This window comes from Candidatus Didemnitutus sp., assembly GCA_019634575.1.
Taxonomy (GTDB): Bacteria; Verrucomicrobiota; Verrucomicrobiia; order Opitutales; family Opitutaceae; genus Didemnitutus.
Window position 1 is genome coordinate 2,231,735 of sequence record JAHCAY010000001.1, and the last position, 19,016, is coordinate 2,250,750.

Genomic DNA, 19,016 nt, shown 5'->3' on the forward strand with positions numbered 1-19,016 from the left:
GTCGCTGCGGCGTGGCATTCGCCGCTCATACCCCCCTATTAGCGACGCTGCGATTTCCCGCACGCCGTTGCCCGGCAGTTGCGCACGACACGCACCGACGTATGTCATAGCCAACTTATGGCCGCCGCAAAACCCCGCCGCGCTGCCGCTGCCGCCGCTCCCCTCCGCATCCTCACCGCGGTGCCGATCTGCGACGGACACGACAGCGCCGTCACGACCATCAACATCGAACTCGCCCGCCACGGCATCGAGGTCATCTACCTCGGCTACCACCAGTCGGCCACCGCCATCGCGCGCGCCGCCATCCAGGAGGACGCCAACGTCGTCGGCCTCAGCTCCTACAACGGCGGCCACATCGTCTTCTTCAAGGAAGTCGTCGACCGCCTCAAGGCGCTCGGCTCCGGCGACATCCCCGTCTTCGGCGGCGGCGGCGGCACCATCACGCCCACCGACGAGCGCGTCATGAAACGCCATGGCACCGACCGCATCTTCTTCGCCGGCACGCCGCTCGACGACATCATGACGCTCATCAAGCGCGAGTATGCCCGCGACGCGAAACCGAACGCCAAATTCCGCGGCGACCGAGCCCTCGCCCGCGCCATCACGATCGCCGAGACGGAAGCATTCCTCGGCAAAGTCGCCCGCACCAAAACCTCGCCGAAGCGGCGCAGCCGCGAAGGCGGGTTCGTCCTCGGCATCGCCGGCCCCGGTGGTGCCGGCAAATCCACGCTCATCGACGAACTCACCTCGCGCTTCCTCCGCCACGTGCCGCACGGCCGCATCGCCATCCTCGCTAACGACCCGTCGCATCCCGACTCGCACGGCGCCATCCTCGGCGACCGCGTGAGCGCGATCTACGCGCAGGACGACCGCGTGTTCTTCCGCTCGATGGCCACGCGCGGCAGCCTCACCGGCCTCAGCGCCGCCGCGCCGGCCGCGATCGACATTCTCAAGGCCTCCGGCGAGTTCGACCTGATCCTCGTCGAATCCGTCGGCGTCGGCCAGGAGAGCGATCCGTTCGGCGTCTTCGGCAGCACGAAGCTCGTCGACGCCACGCTCTTTGTCCTCGCGCCCTACTACGGCGGCCGCATCCAGCTGCAGAAAATCGCGCTGCTCAACGGCGCCGACTTCGTCGCGCTGAACAAATGCGACCACCCGATGGCGCACACCGCCAAGGCCGAGATCCAGGCGCGCCTCGACTACAATGGCAAAGGCCAGACGCTCCATACCACGACCGCCGCGAAACATTTCGATCCCGGCGTCGACACACTTTTCCGCGCCCTCGCCGAGCGCGGCGGCCTCACCCTCTCCACCGGCGGCGAAGCGGCCTGCCAGCTTAAACTCTGAACTCCCTCTCCCACGCATGAGCCAGCTCGGAAAAATCTCCGACTCCGTCGATACCTACAACGCCTTCGTCCGGGCCGAAGTGCAGCGCGCCCGCACCGACGCCGCCTACGCCGCGGACCTCCGCGCTCGCTGGGAAAAAATCCGCGCGAGCGTCGATCACACGACGTCGCCCACCGGCACCAAAATCCCGCGCCTCGCGCTGCCCGACACCGACGAGCCCGGTGCCATCGCCGACTATCTCCTCGGCCAAGGACTGCCCGGCTCGTTCCCCTACGCCAACGCCGCTTACCGCGAGATGTATCTCGACCGCGACAGCGCGACCGGCGAGGAACCGATGCGCCTCTTCGCCGGCCTCGGCCTCGCGGAGGACACCAACGCGCGCTTCAAATACCTTTCGCGAAACCAAAAGAGCATCCGCCTCTCCACCGCGTTCGACGGCCCGACGCTCTACGGCCTCGACTCCGATCACGAAGGCGTGCTCGGCAAAGTCGGCGAGGGCGGCGTCGCGATCGACACGGTGGAGGACATGCAGCGGCTCTTCGCCGGCTTTGACCTCACGCGCAAAGACGCCTCCGTCTCCATGACGATGAACGCCCCCGCGCCGATCATCCTCGCGATGTTCATCGCCGCCGCAAAGCGCCGCTTCGGCGCCGATTGCGTCCCGAATCTCCGCGGCACCATCCAGGCCGACATGCTCAAGGAAGTGCAGGCGCAGAACGAAGTCATCTTCCCCATCGACGCGTCGCTGCGCTTCCTCGGCGACATGATGGAGTGGTGCGTGCCCAACATGCCGCGCTGGTATCCCGTCTCGATCTCCGGTTACCACATCGCCGAGGCCGGCGCGACGCCCGTGCAGCAAGCCGCGTTCACGCTCTCGAACGGCTTCACCTACGTCGAGCTGCTCAAGCAGCGCGGCGCCGACGTGAACGCCTTCGGCCCGCGCCTCTCGTTCTTCTTGGACTGCGGCCTCGACGTCGAATACCTCGTGCTCGGTCGCGTCTGCCGCCGCATCTGGGCCATCGCCATGCGCGACGTGTTCGGCGCCGACGCGAAAGCGCAGATCCTCAAGCTGCACACGCAAACCTCCGGCCGCTCGCTCATCGCCGCGGAGTTCCAGAACAACCTCACGCGCACCGCCGTCGAGTTGATGCTGGCCTACATGAACTACACTAATTCGTGCCACTCCAACTCCGCCGACGAGCCGTTCACGACGCCGACTGAGAAATACGCGCTCCTCGCCTCGCACGGCCAGTCGATCATCCTCGAGGAGTCCGGCGTGTTTAGGCACATGATGAACATGTTCGGCGGCGCGCCCGGCCTGCTCGCGCTCGAGCGCCAAGTCGAGAAAGGCATCCTCGATGTCTTCCGCGAGATGGACACGCTCGGCGGCGTCATCGCCGCGATGGAGCAGCGCTACCAGCGCAGCAAAATCCAGGAAGCCGGCCACGCCTACGAGAAACAGATCTACGCGCACCAACGCCCGATCATCGGCCTCAACAAATACGTCTCCGAGGAAGCGCACCCGAACGTCCCCCTCGCCCGCACGCCGCCGAAGAAACAGCGCCTGCAAGTCGAGCGCCTGAAAGCCTTCAAGAAGAAGCACGCGAAGAAAGCTCCCGACGCCCTGCAGAAACTCGAGAACGTCACCCGCAACGGCGGCAACGTTTTTGGGGAACTCGTGAACACCGTCGAAGTTTGCTCCCTCGGCCAAATCACGGCATGTCTCACCGGCGTGGTCGGAAAATTCCGGCCGATGGTTTAATGAATCTCGAATCTTCTCGTGAGAATTACACTGCTATTGCTGCTTTTCCTTGTTTCTAACGCGTGCGCGTCCGGCGAGGATTTCGAGATCGGCGGCGGTATTCAACATGCGGGGAAATATCCTCTCCAGCCAACCGACGGCGTGATCGCACTGGTTGTTCGGGCCGGAGGCTTCTCCATTGAAGGTTGCGCGATCGTCTCGATCAGCCGGAAAGATCCTTCGGGCCACACCACGACGGTTCGAAGGAACATTTGGGAAACGCTCGCTGAATTCAAAGCAGAGCCGCCTTTGGAGCCAGGGGATCAGGTCTTTGTGCCACAGCACAATTTCCCGTGCATGGACTACGAACAGGTGAACGCGTTGATCCGCGACTATCTCAGACTTCGCGCACAGAGCCCCACTCCGCCTGCTGATTGGTCCAAAAGAGTTCAATCTACTGCAGGAGGCACTGCCAAACTCTCCTACGAGAACGGCAAAAGAAGCGTCGATCAGTCGTCGCCCAAATGAAACCCACTACACCTTCCCCCACTCCCGCGCTCCTCGACCGCTGCAATGAAATCGCGCAGCAGGAAGCCGCGTTGCGCGAGGGTGGCGGCGCGGCGGGGCAGGAGCGTCAGCACAAGCTCGGTCGGCTCTTCGTGCGCGAGCGCATCGCGGCGCTCATCGACTCGCCGGACTCGTTCCTCGAGGTCGGCCTCTGGGCGGCGCACGGCATGTATCGCGAGTGGGGCGCGTTCCCCGGCGCGGGCGTCGTCACCGGCATCGGCGACATCGCCGGCCACCCGTGCATGATCGTCGCCAACGACGCCACCGTGAAGGCCGGCGCGTTCGTCCCGATGACGTGCAAGAAGGTCCTCCGCGCCCAGCGCATCGCCTTCGAGTGCAACCTGCCGCTCGTCTACCTCGTCGACTCTTCCGGCGTGTTCCTCCCGATGCAGGACGAGATCTTTCCGGACGAGGACGACTTCGGCCGCATCTTCCGCAACAACGCCGTCCTCTCCGCCGCCGGCATCCCGCAATACGCCGCCATCATGGGCAACTGCGTCGCGGGCGGCGCCTACCTGCCCGTCCTCTGCGACAAGATCCTCATGACGGAAGGCAGCGGCCTCTACCTCGCCGGCCCGCAGCTCGTGAAAGCCGCCATCGGCCAGGAAACCGACACCGAGACGCTCGGCGGCGCCGCGATGCATGCAGAGATTTCCGGCACGGTGGATTTCAAGGAGAAGGACGACCCCGCGGCGCTCAAGCGCCTGCGCTCGTTGATCGGCCTCCTGCCGGCGGAAGGTGGTTCGCGCGAACAGTCCGCGCCAGGGACGGCGCGGACCACCTCGGACAGCTCTCAGCAATCAGTCCTCAGCTCTCAACTCTCGCCGGAATTTCCGGCGAGCAAAATCTACGAACTCGTCTCCGTGGACGGCCGCAAGGAATACGACGTGCGAGACGTCATCCGCTGCCTCGTGGACGCCGGTTCGCTCGACGAATACAAGGCCGACTACGGCAAATCGATCGTCTGCGCCTTCGCACGGCTCGGCGGCCGGCCGATTGGCATCGTCGCCAACCAGCGCATGCGCGTGCAGTCGAAGGCCGCGGGCGCTGCGGGCCTGCAGATGCCGGGCGTCATCTACGCCGACAGCGCCGACAAGGGCGCGCGGTTCATCATGGACTGCAACCAGACGCGCGTGCCGCTGCTGTTTTTGCAGGACGTGTCGGGCTTCATGGTCGGCAAGGACGCCGAGCAGAGCGGCATCATCCGCAGCGGCGCGAAGATGGTGAACGCGCTCAGCAATTCCACCGTGCCGAAGATCACCGTCATCACCGGCGGCTCGTTCGGCGCCGGCAACTACGCGATGTGCGGCAAGGCCTTCGACCCACGTTTCATCTTCTCCTGGCCGCACGGCAAATACGCGGTCATGGGCGCCGCGCAGGCGAGCGACGTGGTGTTCAACATCCTCGCGAAATCCGGCAAGACCGAGCGCACGAAGGAGGAACTCGACGCCCTCCGCGCGCAGGTGAAAGCCGGCTACATCGAGCAGACCGACATCCGCTACGGCGCCGCCCGCGGCTGGGTCGACGCGCTCATCCAGCCGCACCAGACGCGCGAAACGCTCATCCGCGCCTTCGCCCTCGCCTGCCGGCCGGCGCCGAGCGCGAATTTCCACACCGGCGTGTTGCAGGTGTGAGCCCTCTGAATCTTTCTCTTTCCTCTTTCTCTTAATCTTTCCTCCTCTAGCCGCCGAAGGCCCAAGCGCCGATCCCGAGAGAAAGAGTAAGATCAAGAGAAAGAGGAAAGATGCCGTGTGGCCCACGCTCCGCTTTGGCCTCTGCGCCTTCTCGTGCCTCTTCGCGGCAAACCTCCGGCCCACAAAAGGCGGAGGCCGCGCACCCCTGCGCGGCCTCCTGTGACAACGGACCTGTCAGTCCTAAAGTGAAAGTGGGTTCAGTTCGGTTCGGTTTGTCTGGTTTGAATCTCGCGCGGCGTGCTGTTCGGTGCGTCTCAGTTCGGTTCAGCGCATCGCGACGGTCTTCGCGTTCGTGTTGCCGGACATCGCCATCATCTGGTGAAAGCCACCGGCCTGCGTGCTGTAGGCGGCGACGATCACGCCGACGATGTTCTTCTCGTTCACGGAGACCGCGTCGGCTTCGTCATTGTTGACGCCCTGCACGACGTAGCCGCGGCGATCTTCATCGATCACGCTGTGGGCGACGAGGCCGCCATTGGCCTTCCGGTAGACGAGGGTCATGCCCTTCTTGATGTCGTCGTAGGCGATTTCCTTGACCACGACCGCGGTGCCCGGCGCGTAGAGCGGCTCCATCGAGTGGCCGATGCCCCAGAGGGCGGTGCCGCCGTTGGTCTTCGCGGCTTCCTCGGCGAGCTTCATCTCGTTGCCCTTGGCGACGATGACGGGAGCCGGGGTGTTCTGCGCGATCTTGGCGAGGAGTCGGGGGCTCTTGATGCCCGCATGGGCGGAAAAGGTGGTCGCGACGACCGCGAGGGTGAGCGCGGCGTAGCGGAGGAGGGTGCGGGTCGTTGTCATGCGACCAGCATCCTCGAAAACGCGATTTCCAATTATCCGTGTGCCTACGCGTCCCCGCCTCGTTTTTTCCGCTAGGGGGTTTCCCGCGCCTAATGCGGGAGACACCGCATAAATCCGGGACGGCCCGCTTCCTCAGAGAATTTTCCTCAAGTCCGTCGTTTTTGCGCCGATAAACGCGGGCCAATTGTAAACACCGCTGAAGTAAGGCGGCTCCTTGCCGATGAACTCTGCAGAGCCTACGATGCCGCCCATGATCCGAGCCCTTTACGCCGAGGATGACCCCAATGTCGCCGGCATCGTGCGCAGTTACGTGGAGCACTTCGCCCCCGACTGGCAGCTCGAGATCGTGCCCAACGGCACCCGCTGCCTCGAACGCATGGCCGAGGGCGGCCTGGATATCCTGCTGCTCGACCTCGTCCTGCCCGACACCGACGGCCTGCAAATCCTCGGCGAACTCGCGCGCCGCAACGACCCCACGCCCGTCGTGATGGTCACCGGCCACGGCCAAACCGAACTCGCCGTCCGCGCGCTCCGCGCCGGCGCGGCCGACTGCGTCGACAAAACTTCCCCGCAATTTCTCCAGCTCGTCGACATCGTGAAGCGCGTGCAGGCGCGCCACGCCGAGGCCGGCAGCAAACGCCCCGCCACCGCCGCCGTCGCCGGGCGGCACAACATCGCCCTGATCGAAGGCTCCACCGCGTTGCCCGGCAGTATCGGCGAATTCCTCGCGCGGCACGCCCCGCAGTTCGACCTGCAGGTCATCGCGACCACGAGCGAGCTGAACCACTTCATCTCCATCGGCGCGCCCGCGAAGGCGATCATCATCGGACCGACGCCCCATCAGAACAAACCGCTCGAAGTCCTGCGGCAGCTGCATTCGCACACCACGGATTTGCCGGTGCTCATCGTCTCCGCCCGCAGCGACGGCGAGACCGCGATCGCCGCGTTCAAACTCGGCGCGCAGGATTACATCCTCCAGAAGGCCGACTACCTCACCGAGCTCGTCTTCTCGCTCAACAGCATCCTGCGCCACGCCGAAACGGAACGCCAAAACGCGCAGCTGCAAAAGGAGCTCGCAACCCTCAATCGCTCGCTCGAGGCGCAGGTCATCGCCCGCACGCGTGAGTTGCAGGCGCTCTCGCTCCGCCTCCTCCGCATCCAGGAAGACGAGCGCCGCGCCATCGCGCGCGAGCTCCACGACGAAATCGGCCAGCTGCTCACTGGCCTGAAACTCCAGCTCGAAGCCGGCCTGAAGGCCGCCGGCGACTCGCCGCTGCGCACGCATTTCACCGAAGCCACGACGACCGCCACCAGCCTGCTCGAACACGTCCGCATGCTCACGCAGCAATACCGGCCGCGCGTGCTCGACGATCTCGGCCTCCAGCCCGCGATCGAGTGGCACCTGAAACAATTCACGAAACAGACCGGCATCGAAGTTGACTTCGCCGCCGATCTGCCCGCCGCGCGTCTGCCCGGCGAACTCGAAACCGTCGTCTACCGCATCGTGCAGGAATCGCTCACCAACGTCGCCCGGCACGCCCAAGCGAAGCAGGCCGCCGTCGCGATCACGCACGACGAACGTCAGCTCATCGTGGAAATCTCCGACCGCGGCCGCGGCTTCGACCTCACCGCCGCGCTGGCCAAGACCGACTCGCTCGGCCTCGCCGGCCTGCGCGAGCGCGTCAACCTCGCCGGCGGCCGCATCGAAATGCACTCGGCCGTTGGCGCCGGCACGCGCATCACCGCGGAGTTCCCTCTGCCCGTTTCTTCGCCGTCATGACCACCGTCATCCTCGCCGACGACCATGAGATCGTGCGCCGCGGTGTCCGCAGCGTGCTGCAAGCGGACGGACGCTTCCAGATCGTCGCCGAAGTGGCCGACGGCCTCTCCGCCGTCCAGCAGACGGAGAAGCTGAAGCCGAACGTCCTGTTCCTCGACCTCTCGCTGCCGCGCCTGCACGGCCTCGAAGCGCTGCGGCAGATCCGCATCTGCAGCCCGAACACGAAGGTGCTCGTGCTCTCGATGCACAACGACGAGCCCTACGTCATCGAAGCGCTGCGCAGCGGCGCGTCCGCCTACATTTTGAAAGGCTCGGAGTCCGAGGAAATCGTGAGGGCCACACAGGAAGTGCTCGCCGGTCGCCGCTTCCTCAGCGCACCGCTCACCGAGTGGGCCATCACCGCGCTCGCTGTGAAGACGCCCGACTCGAGCGATCCCTACAACACACTCTCGCCGCGCGAGCGCGAGGTAATGCAACTCGCCGCCGAAGGCCTCGGCGCGGGCGAGATCGCAGAGAAGCTCTTCATCAGCGCGCGCACCGCCGAGACGCACCGCGCGAACCTGATGCGCAAGCTCAGCCTGCAGACGCAGACCGACCTCGTGCGCTACGCGATCCGGCGCGGGTTGATCCAAGCCTGACGCACCCGTGCCGCGCTGTGGAAGTCGCGAAGTTTCCGCCGCTCCGCCTCGCGAAGCGTCCGCGAGGTTCTCGCAAATGCCGCTACGACGAGCGGGGCGCAGTGTCTTGAAAACACTCCAAAGCGAGCAGCCCACGCGGCGCGGAGGCGGCGTGGTCTGAAAAAAAGCGGCCCGGACACAACTCCGGGCCGCAGTGAGATTAGGGTGAACGAACTATTTTTCCCCTAACACAACACAAAGGTTAGAACTGATACCGCAGGTCGACGTAGAGCAGGCGGCCGGTGGAGCCGTAGGTGGCGACATCGACGTTGGCGTCGGTGTTGACCGTGGGATCGAGCGGGCCGAAGCGGTTGAAGGCGTTGTTCACGCCGAACGTGACGCGGGCGCCGCCGAGGTATTTCCACGAGCGGTCGAACGCGTAGGAAACGGACGCGTCGAGCGTGTAGAACGAGCCGACATGCGCGCCGTCCTCGTTGTCGGTGACCGACGGGAGGTAGCGCACGCCGAGGAAGGCACCCCAGTTGTTCCACTTGTAGTCGGCGGACGTGTAGGTCTGCCAGCGCGGCACGGTGCCGTTGAAGTTGCTGGAGTGACCGGCGGTCTCTTCGGGATCCTCGCCGGGGAAGAAGGAGACTTTGTAGCTGTTGTAGATGCCGACGTTCGACTGGAAGTTGAACGCGCCCCACGTGCCGGTGTCCCAGCGATACTTCGCGGTGACGTCGAAGCCGTCGAGTTTGACGGCGGCGAGATTCACCAGCGAGTCGGTGACGTAGATGTCGTCGGGCACGCCCGCGCTGATCTGGCCCGGACCGGTGACGTGCGCGCCGGTGAAGGAGCCGATGCGGACGCGATCGTAGTAGGGCGAAGCGGTGCCGAGGTCCTCGACGGATTGCAGGATGCGGGCGCCGCCGTAGGCCGCGATGAGTCCGGTCTGCTTGATGTTCCAGTAGTCCACGGAGAGCGCGAAGCCCTTGAGATTCTTCGGCGAGTAGACGAAGCCGGCGGTGTAGTTGCGCGACTTGGCGGGATCGAGGTTCGGGTTGCTCGTGGACTGGTAGTTGGTCTGGTAGTTGTCGATCGGATCGCTGCCGTCGTGCGGATCCAGCGTGAACGCCGACGTGAAGCCGATGCCGGCCGGACCGAACAGGTTGTAGAGCGTCGGGGCGGTGAACGACTTCGAGTAGGTGCCACGCAGCGCGAACTCGTCGTTGAACGGCAGGTAGCGGACGGTGATCTTCGGCACGGTCGGATCGGACGTGTCGCTGTATTTCTCGTAGCGCAGGGCGCCGGAGAGTTCGAGGAGGTGCGCGCCCGGGGCGTTGGCGAGGACGGGCACGCGGATTTCCGTGAAGATCGACTTCACATCGCGGTCGGCGGTGAAGGGCGAGAGCGACACGGCGCCGTTCCAGCCGATGTTGCCCTGCGCGTCCGGGATGGAGAGCGGATCGGCGTCGCCGGTCAGCTTCTCGCGGCGGATTTCGCCGCCGACGGCCACATCGACGTTGCCGGCGGGCACTTGGAAGAGCGTGCCGGTGACCTTGGCGTCGTAGTTGACGAGCGTGGAGACGAAGCCGCCCGACGCGGTGCCGACGATGTTGAAGGGACCGTAGGCGGCCGGGTCGTTATTGCGCGCGAACAGGTTGAACGCGCCCGCCTCGACCGCGGCGATCAGGTTGGTGTTGTTGATAACGCCGGGGTTCTTGTAGTCCTGCGTGATGCGGTTGTAGTTGGCGGCGGCTTCCCACTTCCACTCGGGTGTGAGCTGGCCGCGCAGGCCGACGACGCCGCGAATGCCGGTGGTGTCGTTGAAGAACTGGCGCGGGTGATCGACGAGGCGATTGCGGGGAGTGACGGCGACGTCGAACGGATTGCCGAACTGGCCGGCGGGCACCGAACCGATGTTCAGCGGCTGGCCGTTGATCTGCGAGGCGGTGCGCGTGTTAGAGTAGAGCAAGTCGCCGAAGATGCTGAACGTGTCCGTGACCTTGTGCTCGAACGCTCCAGTGAAGGCGTGGCGCTGGTTGCCGAGCTTCTGCGTCACGTAGCGCGACAAGTTGAACAATTCGAACTGCTGGCCGGCACTGCGCGGGCCGGAGTAGACGCCGGCCGCGACGAGTGCCGCGGGCGACCGGCCGCCGCCGACCACCGCGGGCGCGCCGAGCGAATCGTTGAGATAGTAGAAGTCCGAGCCGATGTTGACCGAGCCGGCGAACGTCGGGGAGCCGAAGGTGACCGCGGAATACGGACGTTCGTAGGCGAAGATCGGGTCGTCCTTGATCCACTCGGCGGACATCGTGAACGACGTCTTGCCGTTGCTGACGCCACCGACGATGTAGGCGGAGCGTTCGGCGGCGTGGCCCTGACTGGTGGCCCAGCCGTAGCGGCCGCCCGCCTCGAAGCCGTTGTAGTCGGAGCGGAGGATGATGTTCACGACACCCGCGACGGCGTCGGTGCCGTAAATGGCGGAGGCGCCATCGGCGAGGACCTCGATGCGCTCGACGGCCGCGACGGGAATGAGGTTCACGTCGACGAACTGGAAGCCGCCCGAGGCGCCGACGGGCGCGTAGGCGACACGGCGACCGTTGACGAGCACGAGCGTGTTCGTGTTGCGAAGCGCGAGCTGCGAGCCGCCGTTCGTGGAGCCGCCGCCGATGTTCGCGTTGCCGCTGCCGAGGTTGGCGTTGCCGTTGAACTGCGGAGCGGTTTTGCGAAGGATCTCGAGCACGTCGCTCGAGTTGCCGGAATTCTCGATCGAGTTGCGATCGATCGAGATCACCGGGATGGCGACGGAGTTCGCCGCGGCCGGCAGGTAGGAGCCGGTGACCTGGTAGCTGTCGAGTTTAAGGACCTTGTCGTCGGTCGGGGAAGCCGCATCGGTCGTCGTTTGGGCGACGGCGAAATTGGCGGCGAGCAGGGGGAGAGCCGCGAGGCGTGTCCAAACGCCGAACGGCAGCCGCCCGAAGGCGGCGCGTTTTGTTGTCATGATGTTTGCTGTAGTTGGATTGCGGAGCGCGTTGTTCAGGGCGCGTTCCGCCGGTCAACGAACGAGCATATGACAAACCTTCAAATGCCACTGTGTCGGGCATTACCTGAAACCGATACGGTAAATCTACCAGTAGCCCGCCTGACTTTTTCCTGATTTTGGCGGCGTCGTGAGTGCAGCCGCTCGGCCAAGGCGCGCCGCAGCGCTACGAGCGCCTATGGTGATACAGCCCGTCGAACGCGGTGTTCCACGAGGCGCCATCGTCCGTGGAAATTTCCCAATGTTGTCGCACCGTGCCGTCGGAGTTCGGGGTGTAAGTGATGCGATTGAGCGTGGTGCGACCGGCGGGGCCGGGACTCGGGCCGCTGATCACCATGTTGCCGTCGGCCGCGAGACCGCCGGTGAGCTCGAGGACGCTGCCGCCGCTGCCGACCCAGAATTGCTGCCAGCATTTCTTGGCCGGATTCCACGCGTTGATGCTCTTGCCGGGCGAGCCGGGTGATTCCCAGTTTTCAAGGAGGCCCCAGCCGTTGGCGATCTTCTCGATGCGGCTGTGACCGACGACCTTGCCGTTCTTCGCCGTGACTTCCCATTCGCCGATCCAGAAATCGAACTGCGCGGACTCGGGCGGCAATGCCGGCGGTGGCGGGAGTTTCGCGGTGGGCGTTTGAGCCGGAGAAAGCGCGCACGCCGCGAGCCAGGCAATGAGAGCGACGACTGGGATTTTCATGGTGGCAGCTTGCGTGGGCGGAGCGCGGCGTCGATGCGGGGGCGTCGGGCCGCTGAAATATCGCGATGAAATCGCGAGGGTCGTCCGGCTTAGCGTGGGTGAGACGTTCCGGCGATCGATGCGCGCAAAAAAAGCCGGGCTCGCGCGAGCGAGTCCGGCTGCGGAGGAGAGCGACGCGGGAGTCGCCGCGCTCAGAACTCGCGACTCAGGCGGACATACCAGAAGGCCGGTTCCGCGGTGTTGATCGTCGGGTTGTAACCGAACTGGCTGGAGATGTAGAAGGGTGGATCGTCGTTGAGCACGTTGCGGACGCCGACGGTCACCTTGGTTTTCCATGGCGTCTGGTAGCTGACCTGCGGGTTGATGCGCCACTGGGCCTTCGTGTCCGGTTCGGTGCCGGCGCCGGTGAAGTTCTGGGCCGGGTAGCCGCCGATGTAGTTGACGAAGACGGACGCGGCCCAATCGCCCTTGGACCAACCGAGTGTCGCGCTGCCGCGCCAGAGCGGGACGGAGTCGGTGCCGTCGATGTCGATGACGGTGGTGACGCCGAGCGAGGAGACGGTCTCGCGCTCGAAGTTGCCGGTGTAGGTCGCGCTGAGACCGGCGCGGAAGTTGCCCCAGCCTTTGACGCTGCGGGAGTAGTTCACGCCGAAGTCCCAACCTTCGTTGATGATCTTGTTGGCGTTGAACCAATCGGTGGCGACGTAATCGATGATGCCGACGGAGAAGCCGGCGGCGGCTTCGGCGGGCGTGAGGGCTTTGCGGACGACACGGCCGGCGGGGAGCACGGTCTCGTTGGCGAGCGTGAAGGCGGCGGAGTCGCGCGTGATGAGGTTGTCCTGATCGAATTTGAAGTAGCCGATGTCGAAGGAAAGGCCCTTGAGAAAACCGGAAGGCACTTCGAGCACGAGGCCGGCGTAGGTGGTCTTGGTCTCTTCGGGCTGCAAGTCGGGGTTGCCGCGGCCGACGGTCTTGAGCTGACCGGACGGCTGGTCGGGACGGCGCGGATCGAAGAGCTGGTTGCCGGTGAAGGAGACGCTGCCGGTCTGGTAGAGGAATGCGAGGTCGGGCGCCTTGAAGGAGCCGGAATAGGAGCCGCGCAGGAGCAGCCATTTGGTCGGACGCCAGCCGAGCGCGATCTTCGGCTTCGTCGTGGTGCCGAAGTCGGAGTATTCCTCCCAGCGACCGGCGAGTTGGAGTTCGAGTTGCTTCGCGAGCGGGACCTTGAGTTCGGCGTAGGCGGAGGTGACTTGGCGTTTGCCGCCGTAGCCGAAGCCTTCGGAACCGCCGACGATGTTGCCGGTTTCGTTTTCGAGCGTGCGCACGTCGCTCAGGCTCTCGGAGCGATATTCGAGGCCAGCAGCGGCGCCGAGCGCGCCCGCCGGGAGCTGCGCGATGTTGCCGCTGACGGAAACATCGTAGAGGCCCGAGGTGAATTTCGTCTTCGTGGGGTTCGTGCCCGAGTAGTAATCGGTGACGCGCGGATCCTCGGGGCCGAACGGGTTGGCGTAGAGCAGCTGGCCGCCGATGTTCAGGCCCATGAGCGCCTCCTGGACGCGGCTGTCGAAGGCGGTGCCCGGCGAGGAATTGTCGAATGAGCCTTGGGCGAACATGTAGGCGGCTTCCCACGTCCACTCGTTCGGCAAGGTGCCGCCGAGACCGAGCAGGTAGCGCGGATAATCCGAGGTGGTGTCGACTATGCGCGGGCCGGCGTTCACCAGGCGAAACGTGCTGAGCTCGATCGCCTGACCGGCGCTGCCGAAGTAGCGCGTGCCATAGGGATTGTAGGGATTGGCGGCGGGGACGACGAGGCGGTTGTTGGTGCCGGCACCCTTGTCGGTCGTCGTGAACGGCGACGGCGCGGAGAGATTGATGGTCTCGATGCGCTTGAAGAAAATGTCCGCGAAACCGTAGAGGCGCTCGGTGAACTCGTGTTTCACGTAGACGCCGAAGCCGCGGCTCTGATTCTCCGGGAGCAAGGAGGAGTCCTGCTGGAAGTTGTAGTAACCCGCCCCGGTGGCGCGCGACGTGGCGACGGCGTCGGCCACGCGCGGATCGGTCGTCGGGTTGAGAAACGTGCGGACCGTCGCCGTGCCGGGGATGAAGAACCGAGCGGGGAACGTGCTCGTGCTGCGCAAGTCGCCGCCGATGACGAGGCCGGTGACGGGGTCCGTCTCGACTTGGCCGGTCGCGGTCTTGTCGTGGCGCAGATCGGCGTTGCTGGAGAAGGCGAGGTCGCGGTTCATCAGCATGTTTCGGCGGGCGTAGTCGACGGTCATGACGACGCTGGTCTTCTCGGTGGAGGCGCCGGCGATGAGGAAGGCGGTGACTTCCTGCGAATCGGTGCCGAAGGTGTTGCCGAACGACACGTCCATGCCGACACCGGTGAACGAGCGCTTGAGCACGATGTTGAGCACGCCGGCGACGGCGTCCGAACCGTAGATGGCGGACGCGCCGTCCTTGAGGATCTCGATGCTCTCGATCGCCGCGGTTGGAATCTGGCGCAGGTCGACGACGGACTGAAAGCCGTTGAACGCGCCCGCGCCCGACGGCACGGCGCGGCGGCCGTTGATCAGCACGAGCGTGTTGTTGTTGCCGAGGCCGCGGAAGTTGACGGTCGACGTGCCGGAGGCGAAGCCGGTGCCGGAGCCTTCGGGCGAGATCGTGCCCGCGGTGTTGAACGGCATGGCGCGCATGGCGTCCTCGACGTTCGTGAATCCGGTGTTTTGGAGGTCGGCCTGGGTGATGCGCACGACGGGGCTGGGCGTCTCGGCGTCGACGCGTTTGATGCGGGAGCCGACGACCGAGAATTCCTCGAGGCGCAGGGTCTTTTCCGTTTCGGCCGGCTTGGAGTTTTGGGCCAGCGCCAGTCGCGGCGCAGCGATGGCCAGGAGGGCAACGACGATGACGCGTGCGCTCCGCAGGGACATGCGGTGTGATTTCATGGGTTGTGTGCTTGGTTGTCGCCGGATCGGGGGCGGAAACGCATCCGGCGGCGCGCACGACATGGGACCTGAGCGCGGGACACAACGGGACCGCGTCGGGCCGCGAGGCGCGGAACATCGGACGCCCAAAAAGCCGCCTGAGTCTCAGGCGGCTGCGACCCATCGCACGTTGGGACGCATCAGAGCGACGCGCGCAACGCCGGCATGTAGGTGCGGCTGACCTTGAGTTTCGTGCCGTCGTTCAGCTCCACCTGATATTCGCCGTATTGGGTGGGCGTGACTTTGCGCACATGGGCGAGGTTGACCGCCGTAGAGCGGTGGATGCGCACGAAGTTTCGCGGTCCGAGTTTCTCCATAAGATGCAGCATCGTCATGCGCACGAGGCGGGATTTCTCGACCAGGTGGATTTTCACGTAGTCGCCCACGGTCTCGACCCAGCGGATGTCGGCCGGCGCGCACACGTGGATCTCGCCGTCCGAGCGAAACAGCAGACGGCCATCGCGATCCGTTTCGTCTTCAGCGGCGGGTGCCGGCGGCTGCGGCGCGCCGACGGGAGCGGCTGCGACGCCGGTGGCTGCGCGGAGCTTTTGGATTTGTTGCACGATGTCGTCGATATGCTCCCAGATCCGCTGCTGCTCGCCGCCGCGCACGACCGCCTTGGCGCGCTGCAAGGTGTCCGCGAGACGTTTGCGCGTGAATGGCTTGGAAACGTAGTCGACGGCGCCGACATCGAACGCGCGCAACGCATACTCGCTGTAAGCGGTCACGAACACGACGTGCGGCCGCGCGCCGGCGCCGAGCTCCGTCAGCACATCGAAGCCCGTGAGGCCGGGCATCTGCACGTCCAGAAACAACAGATCGGGCGCGTGCGCGCGCACGGCGTGCAGCGCCTGATCGCCATCGGAGCAACAGGCCACGACTTCGATCTCCGGATCCGCGTGGAGCAGGCCGGCGAGGTCGTCGCGCGCGAGCGGCTCGTCGTCGACGATGACGGTCTTGATTCGGTTCATGGTTGGGTGGAGTGGAAGGGCAGGACGATGTCGGCGACGACGCCGCCCGACGCGTTCGCGAGCGTGAGCCGGGCGTCGGCGTCGAACAGCATGGCGAGGCGCGCGCGGGTGTTGCGCAGGCCGATACCGCCGGCGCTCTCCGTCGGCGCAGCGGCCGGGAGCGCGGGGCCTTCGTTGAAGAGTTCGAGGCGCAGTTGGTCGCCGGTGCGCCAAACGCGGAGCCGCATGATGCGCGCGCTGACCTGGCGGGAGAAACCGTGCTTCATCGCGTTTTCCACCAGTGGTTGCAGCAGCAGGCTGGGCAACAGCGCATGGCGGCACGCGGGCTGGATTTCGAAGCTGACTTGGAGTCGGTCCTGAAAACGGATTCGCTCGATGGCGAAGTAGTGTTCGAGGAACTCGAGTTCGCGCTCGAGCGTGACCAGTTGGTCCTGCTTGTGGTCGAGCGCCCGGCGCAGCAACTCGGCCAGCTGCGCGAGCGCCTCCTCGGCCAGCACGGTGTCGCCGCGACGGATGAGCGCGGTGATCGAGTTGAGGGCGTTGAAGAGGAAATGCGGATGCAGCTGCATCTTCAGCGCGTCGAGGTTCGCGCGCAGAAGACGCGACTCGAGTTCGGCCTTGGCGACTTTCAGGTCGGCCGCCTCGCGCTGGCCTGCGCGCCAGCCGAGGTAGAATTCCACGGCATAGGCCGGCACAACGATGGCGCAGTAGACCAGTGCAGGGAGCACCAACTCGGATGGGCTCCAGAAATCCCCCGCCACCTCGCCGAAGAAGGACCACGGCAGGCTGTTTGCGACCAAGCCGAGGGCGACCGACAGCGCGAACTGCGCCAGACCCGCCAGCAACGCCGCCGCGACATGCGCCGGAAGAATCCGCCACCAAGCCATCCGGTCGAACGCGAGCACGCGGCGCAGCGCGACGATGCCGGGAAGAAAAAGCCACCACAGCCCCCACGGCCCGTAGCGATACAGCCACGTCGCGCGGAAGCTTGCCTCGGTGCCGGCCGCGAGGCGAACTTGCCAGACATCGAACGCGACCGCTCCCACGCCAAGCAGAGCGACAGTCCACCACATGGCGTGCAGGCGGCGCGCCCACGACGTGGAAGGACGTAGTGCCGCCGGGCTCATGGTGCAGGCGTGAAGGTTTTCAGAGCGAGGGCGGCGAACGGATGCGCGCCCGAAACGTCGGACTGCCAGCCATCGACCCGCGGGCCGATCACGAACGAGCGACGATAACCCACAACCGGCGTGCACGGCATCGCGGCAAGCAGCTCGCGCTCGACCGCACGCAGTGCGACCCGCCGCGCCTCGCCTTGCTGCGCACGCGCCTGCTCGATCTGCCGTTGCTGCTCCGCCGTGAGGTGCAGCTGATAAGCGCGCGGCAAGGCGTCCAAGGGCGCCGCGGCGAACAACGACGCTTCGCCCCGCCCGAGCGTCCAGTAGAAGTGCATGATGTCGAACTCACCGCGCGCGAGCCGCGCATTGATCTCGCCGACGGAAAGCGGAATGACGTAGACGGCGATGCCGAGACGGGAGCGCCACTGATCGGCGCAGGAATACGCGATGGGATTCGGCTGCCGCGAGCGCACCAGCGGCAACTTCAACACCGGCAGGCCGCGACCTTCCGGATAACCGGCCGCGGCCAGCAACCGTTTCGCCTCGGCCAAATCCTCCGTGACTGTGCGCTCCGGCGGCTCGCCCGGACGAGGCGGCATGCAGGAGAATAGCGCCTCCCCGCTCGCGCCGGCGAACGAGCGCGCCAGAGTCTCGCGGTCGAGCGCCAGCGAGAGGGCACGGCGCACGCGCGGGTCGTTCAGGGGCGGCCGCTCGACGTTGAAATGCAGAAGCGAGATCCCGCTGGTTGTTTCGGTGACGACGGCCGGCAAGGCGGTGCGTGACATCAGCACTGCGTCGCCGAGATCGGCTCCGCCGGACGCGACCGCCGGCGAGAAGTAGCTTGGGCCGTCGACGCGCGCGAAATGCACGCGGGAGAGACGCACGTCCGCCGCCGCGCGGTAACGGAGATTGCGCTCGAGTTGCCAGACATCCGCGCCGACCTCCGCGAGGCGAAACGCGCCATTGGTCACCAACTCGCCCGGCGCGCGACGATATCGACCGGAGGCGATCTGCTCCGGACTCGTGCGGTGGAGCGGAATCCACGCGCCCGACGCGATCGCGAAGACGATGCCCGGCACCGGCTCGGGCAGCGAAAGCACGAGCGTGCGCGCATCCGGCGCGCTGACGATGTCCGCCACCTTCGCCAGCGAGTCGTCGGTGCGCAGCGGTTGAAACTGCTGCATCAGCGGGTGCGGATATCCGGTCTCCTCCATCCAGCGCAAAGTGCGCCGATAATCCTCGGCGGTGACGGCTTCGCCATTGCTCCAGACCAGACCGGGACGGAGGTGCAGAGTCACGCGACGCTGGTCGGCGGAGACTTCCCACGATGCGGCGGCGGCCGCGCGGATCTCTCCGTCGTCCTCCACAGTCAGCAACGGGTCCCACAGCGCATCGATGATTCGCTGCCCCAGCGCTGCGCCATCGCGCACCACGCGCGGGTCGATCGAGAGGCGCGACGCGGCGTGCACCACCCGCAACTCACCGGGTCGCGCGGCGGGCGGCGGTCGGTGCCAAGCCGCCAATCCACCCGCCACTACGCCGAGCAACAGGACGAGAAGCGTCGAGAGCGCGATTTTCATGGGGTGGCGACGGTGGGCAGCATGCGGGAAGGCCCTTGGTTTGCCAGCGGAACTCCGGGGCGCAACGGGACCGCGACCAAAGCGCCCGGGC

13 protein-coding genes are annotated in these 19,016 nt (G+C 65.8%); 6 read left to right on the forward strand and 7 right to left on the reverse strand.

The window, feature by feature from the left end:
- Positions 1 to 117: 117 nt before the first annotated feature.
- From KF715_09555 to KF715_09570, 4 genes are read left to right on the forward strand one after another with little or no spacing between them, the layout of a single operon-like run.
- Positions 118 to 1,347 (forward strand): cobalamin-dependent protein, encoded by a 1,230-nt coding sequence (locus tag KF715_09555; GenBank protein MBX3736922.1) that lies wholly within the window; start codon positions 118 to 120, stop codon positions 1,345 to 1,347.
- 16 nt (positions 1,348 to 1,363) lie between these two features.
- The gene (locus KF715_09560) at positions 1,364 to 3,109 is read left to right on the forward strand and encodes a hypothetical protein (GenBank protein ID MBX3736923.1); all 1,746 of its coding nucleotides are present in this window, start codon (positions 1,364 to 1,366) and stop codon (positions 3,107 to 3,109) included.
- 18 nt (positions 3,110 to 3,127) lie between these two features.
- On the forward strand, positions 3,128 to 3,616 hold the full coding sequence (locus tag KF715_09565) for a hypothetical protein (protein MBX3736924.1): 489 nt from the start codon (positions 3,128 to 3,130) through the stop codon (positions 3,614 to 3,616).
- Entirely contained in the window at positions 3,613 to 5,289 is a 1,677-nt protein-coding gene (locus KF715_09570; GenBank protein ID MBX3736925.1) for an acyl-CoA carboxylase subunit beta, read from the forward strand. The genes KF715_09565 and KF715_09570 overlap by 4 nt, the downstream gene beginning before the upstream one ends.
- A gap of 324 nt (positions 5,290 to 5,613) precedes the next feature.
- Here KF715_09570 and KF715_09575 read toward each other — a convergent pair whose 3' ends face one another.
- Complete coding sequence (locus KF715_09575; protein MBX3736926.1) at positions 5,614 to 6,144, reverse strand: hypothetical protein; 531 nt, start codon at positions 6,142 to 6,144, stop codon at positions 5,614 to 5,616.
- Positions 6,145 to 6,394: 250 nt separating this feature from the next.
- Here KF715_09575 and KF715_09580 point away from each other — a divergent pair, with 250 nt between their 5' ends.
- Positions 6,395 to 7,924: a response regulator gene (locus tag KF715_09580; GenBank protein ID MBX3736927.1), complete on the forward strand. Its 1,530-nt coding sequence runs from the start codon at positions 6,395 to 6,397 to the stop codon at positions 7,922 to 7,924.
- Entirely contained in the window at positions 7,921 to 8,562 is a 642-nt protein-coding gene (locus tag KF715_09585; protein ID MBX3736928.1) for a response regulator transcription factor, read from the forward strand. The genes KF715_09580 and KF715_09585 overlap by 4 nt, the downstream gene beginning before the upstream one ends.
- A gap of 241 nt (positions 8,563 to 8,803) precedes the next feature.
- Here KF715_09585 and KF715_09590 read toward each other — a convergent pair whose 3' ends face one another.
- The 6 genes from KF715_09590 to KF715_09615 form a co-directional block, all read right to left on the reverse strand.
- Positions 8,804 to 11,545, reverse strand: coding sequence for a TonB-dependent receptor (locus KF715_09590; GenBank protein ID MBX3736929.1), 2,742 nt, complete (start codon positions 11,543 to 11,545; stop codon positions 8,804 to 8,806).
- A gap of 205 nt (positions 11,546 to 11,750) precedes the next feature.
- Positions 11,751 to 12,275, reverse strand: a complete 525-nt coding sequence (locus tag KF715_09595) for a hypothetical protein (GenBank protein ID MBX3736930.1) — start codon at positions 12,273 to 12,275, stop codon at positions 11,751 to 11,753.
- A gap of 191 nt (positions 12,276 to 12,466) precedes the next feature.
- Complete coding sequence (locus KF715_09600) at positions 12,467 to 15,220, reverse strand: TonB-dependent receptor (protein ID MBX3736931.1); 2,754 nt, start codon at positions 15,218 to 15,220, stop codon at positions 12,467 to 12,469.
- A 179-nt stretch (positions 15,221 to 15,399) separates the two neighbouring features.
- Complete coding sequence (locus tag KF715_09605; GenBank protein MBX3736932.1) at positions 15,400 to 16,230, reverse strand: response regulator transcription factor; 831 nt, start codon at positions 16,228 to 16,230, stop codon at positions 15,400 to 15,402.
- Positions 16,227 to 17,357, reverse strand: coding sequence for a histidine kinase (locus KF715_09610; GenBank protein MBX3736933.1), 1,131 nt, complete (start codon positions 17,355 to 17,357; stop codon positions 16,227 to 16,229). The genes KF715_09605 and KF715_09610 overlap by 4 nt, the downstream gene beginning before the upstream one ends.
- Positions 17,354 to 18,925, reverse strand: coding sequence for a hypothetical protein (locus tag KF715_09615; GenBank protein MBX3736934.1), 1,572 nt, complete (start codon positions 18,923 to 18,925; stop codon positions 17,354 to 17,356). Before KF715_09615 ends, KF715_09610 begins: the two co-directional genes overlap by 4 nt.
- Positions 18,926 to 19,016: the final 91 nt, after the last annotated feature.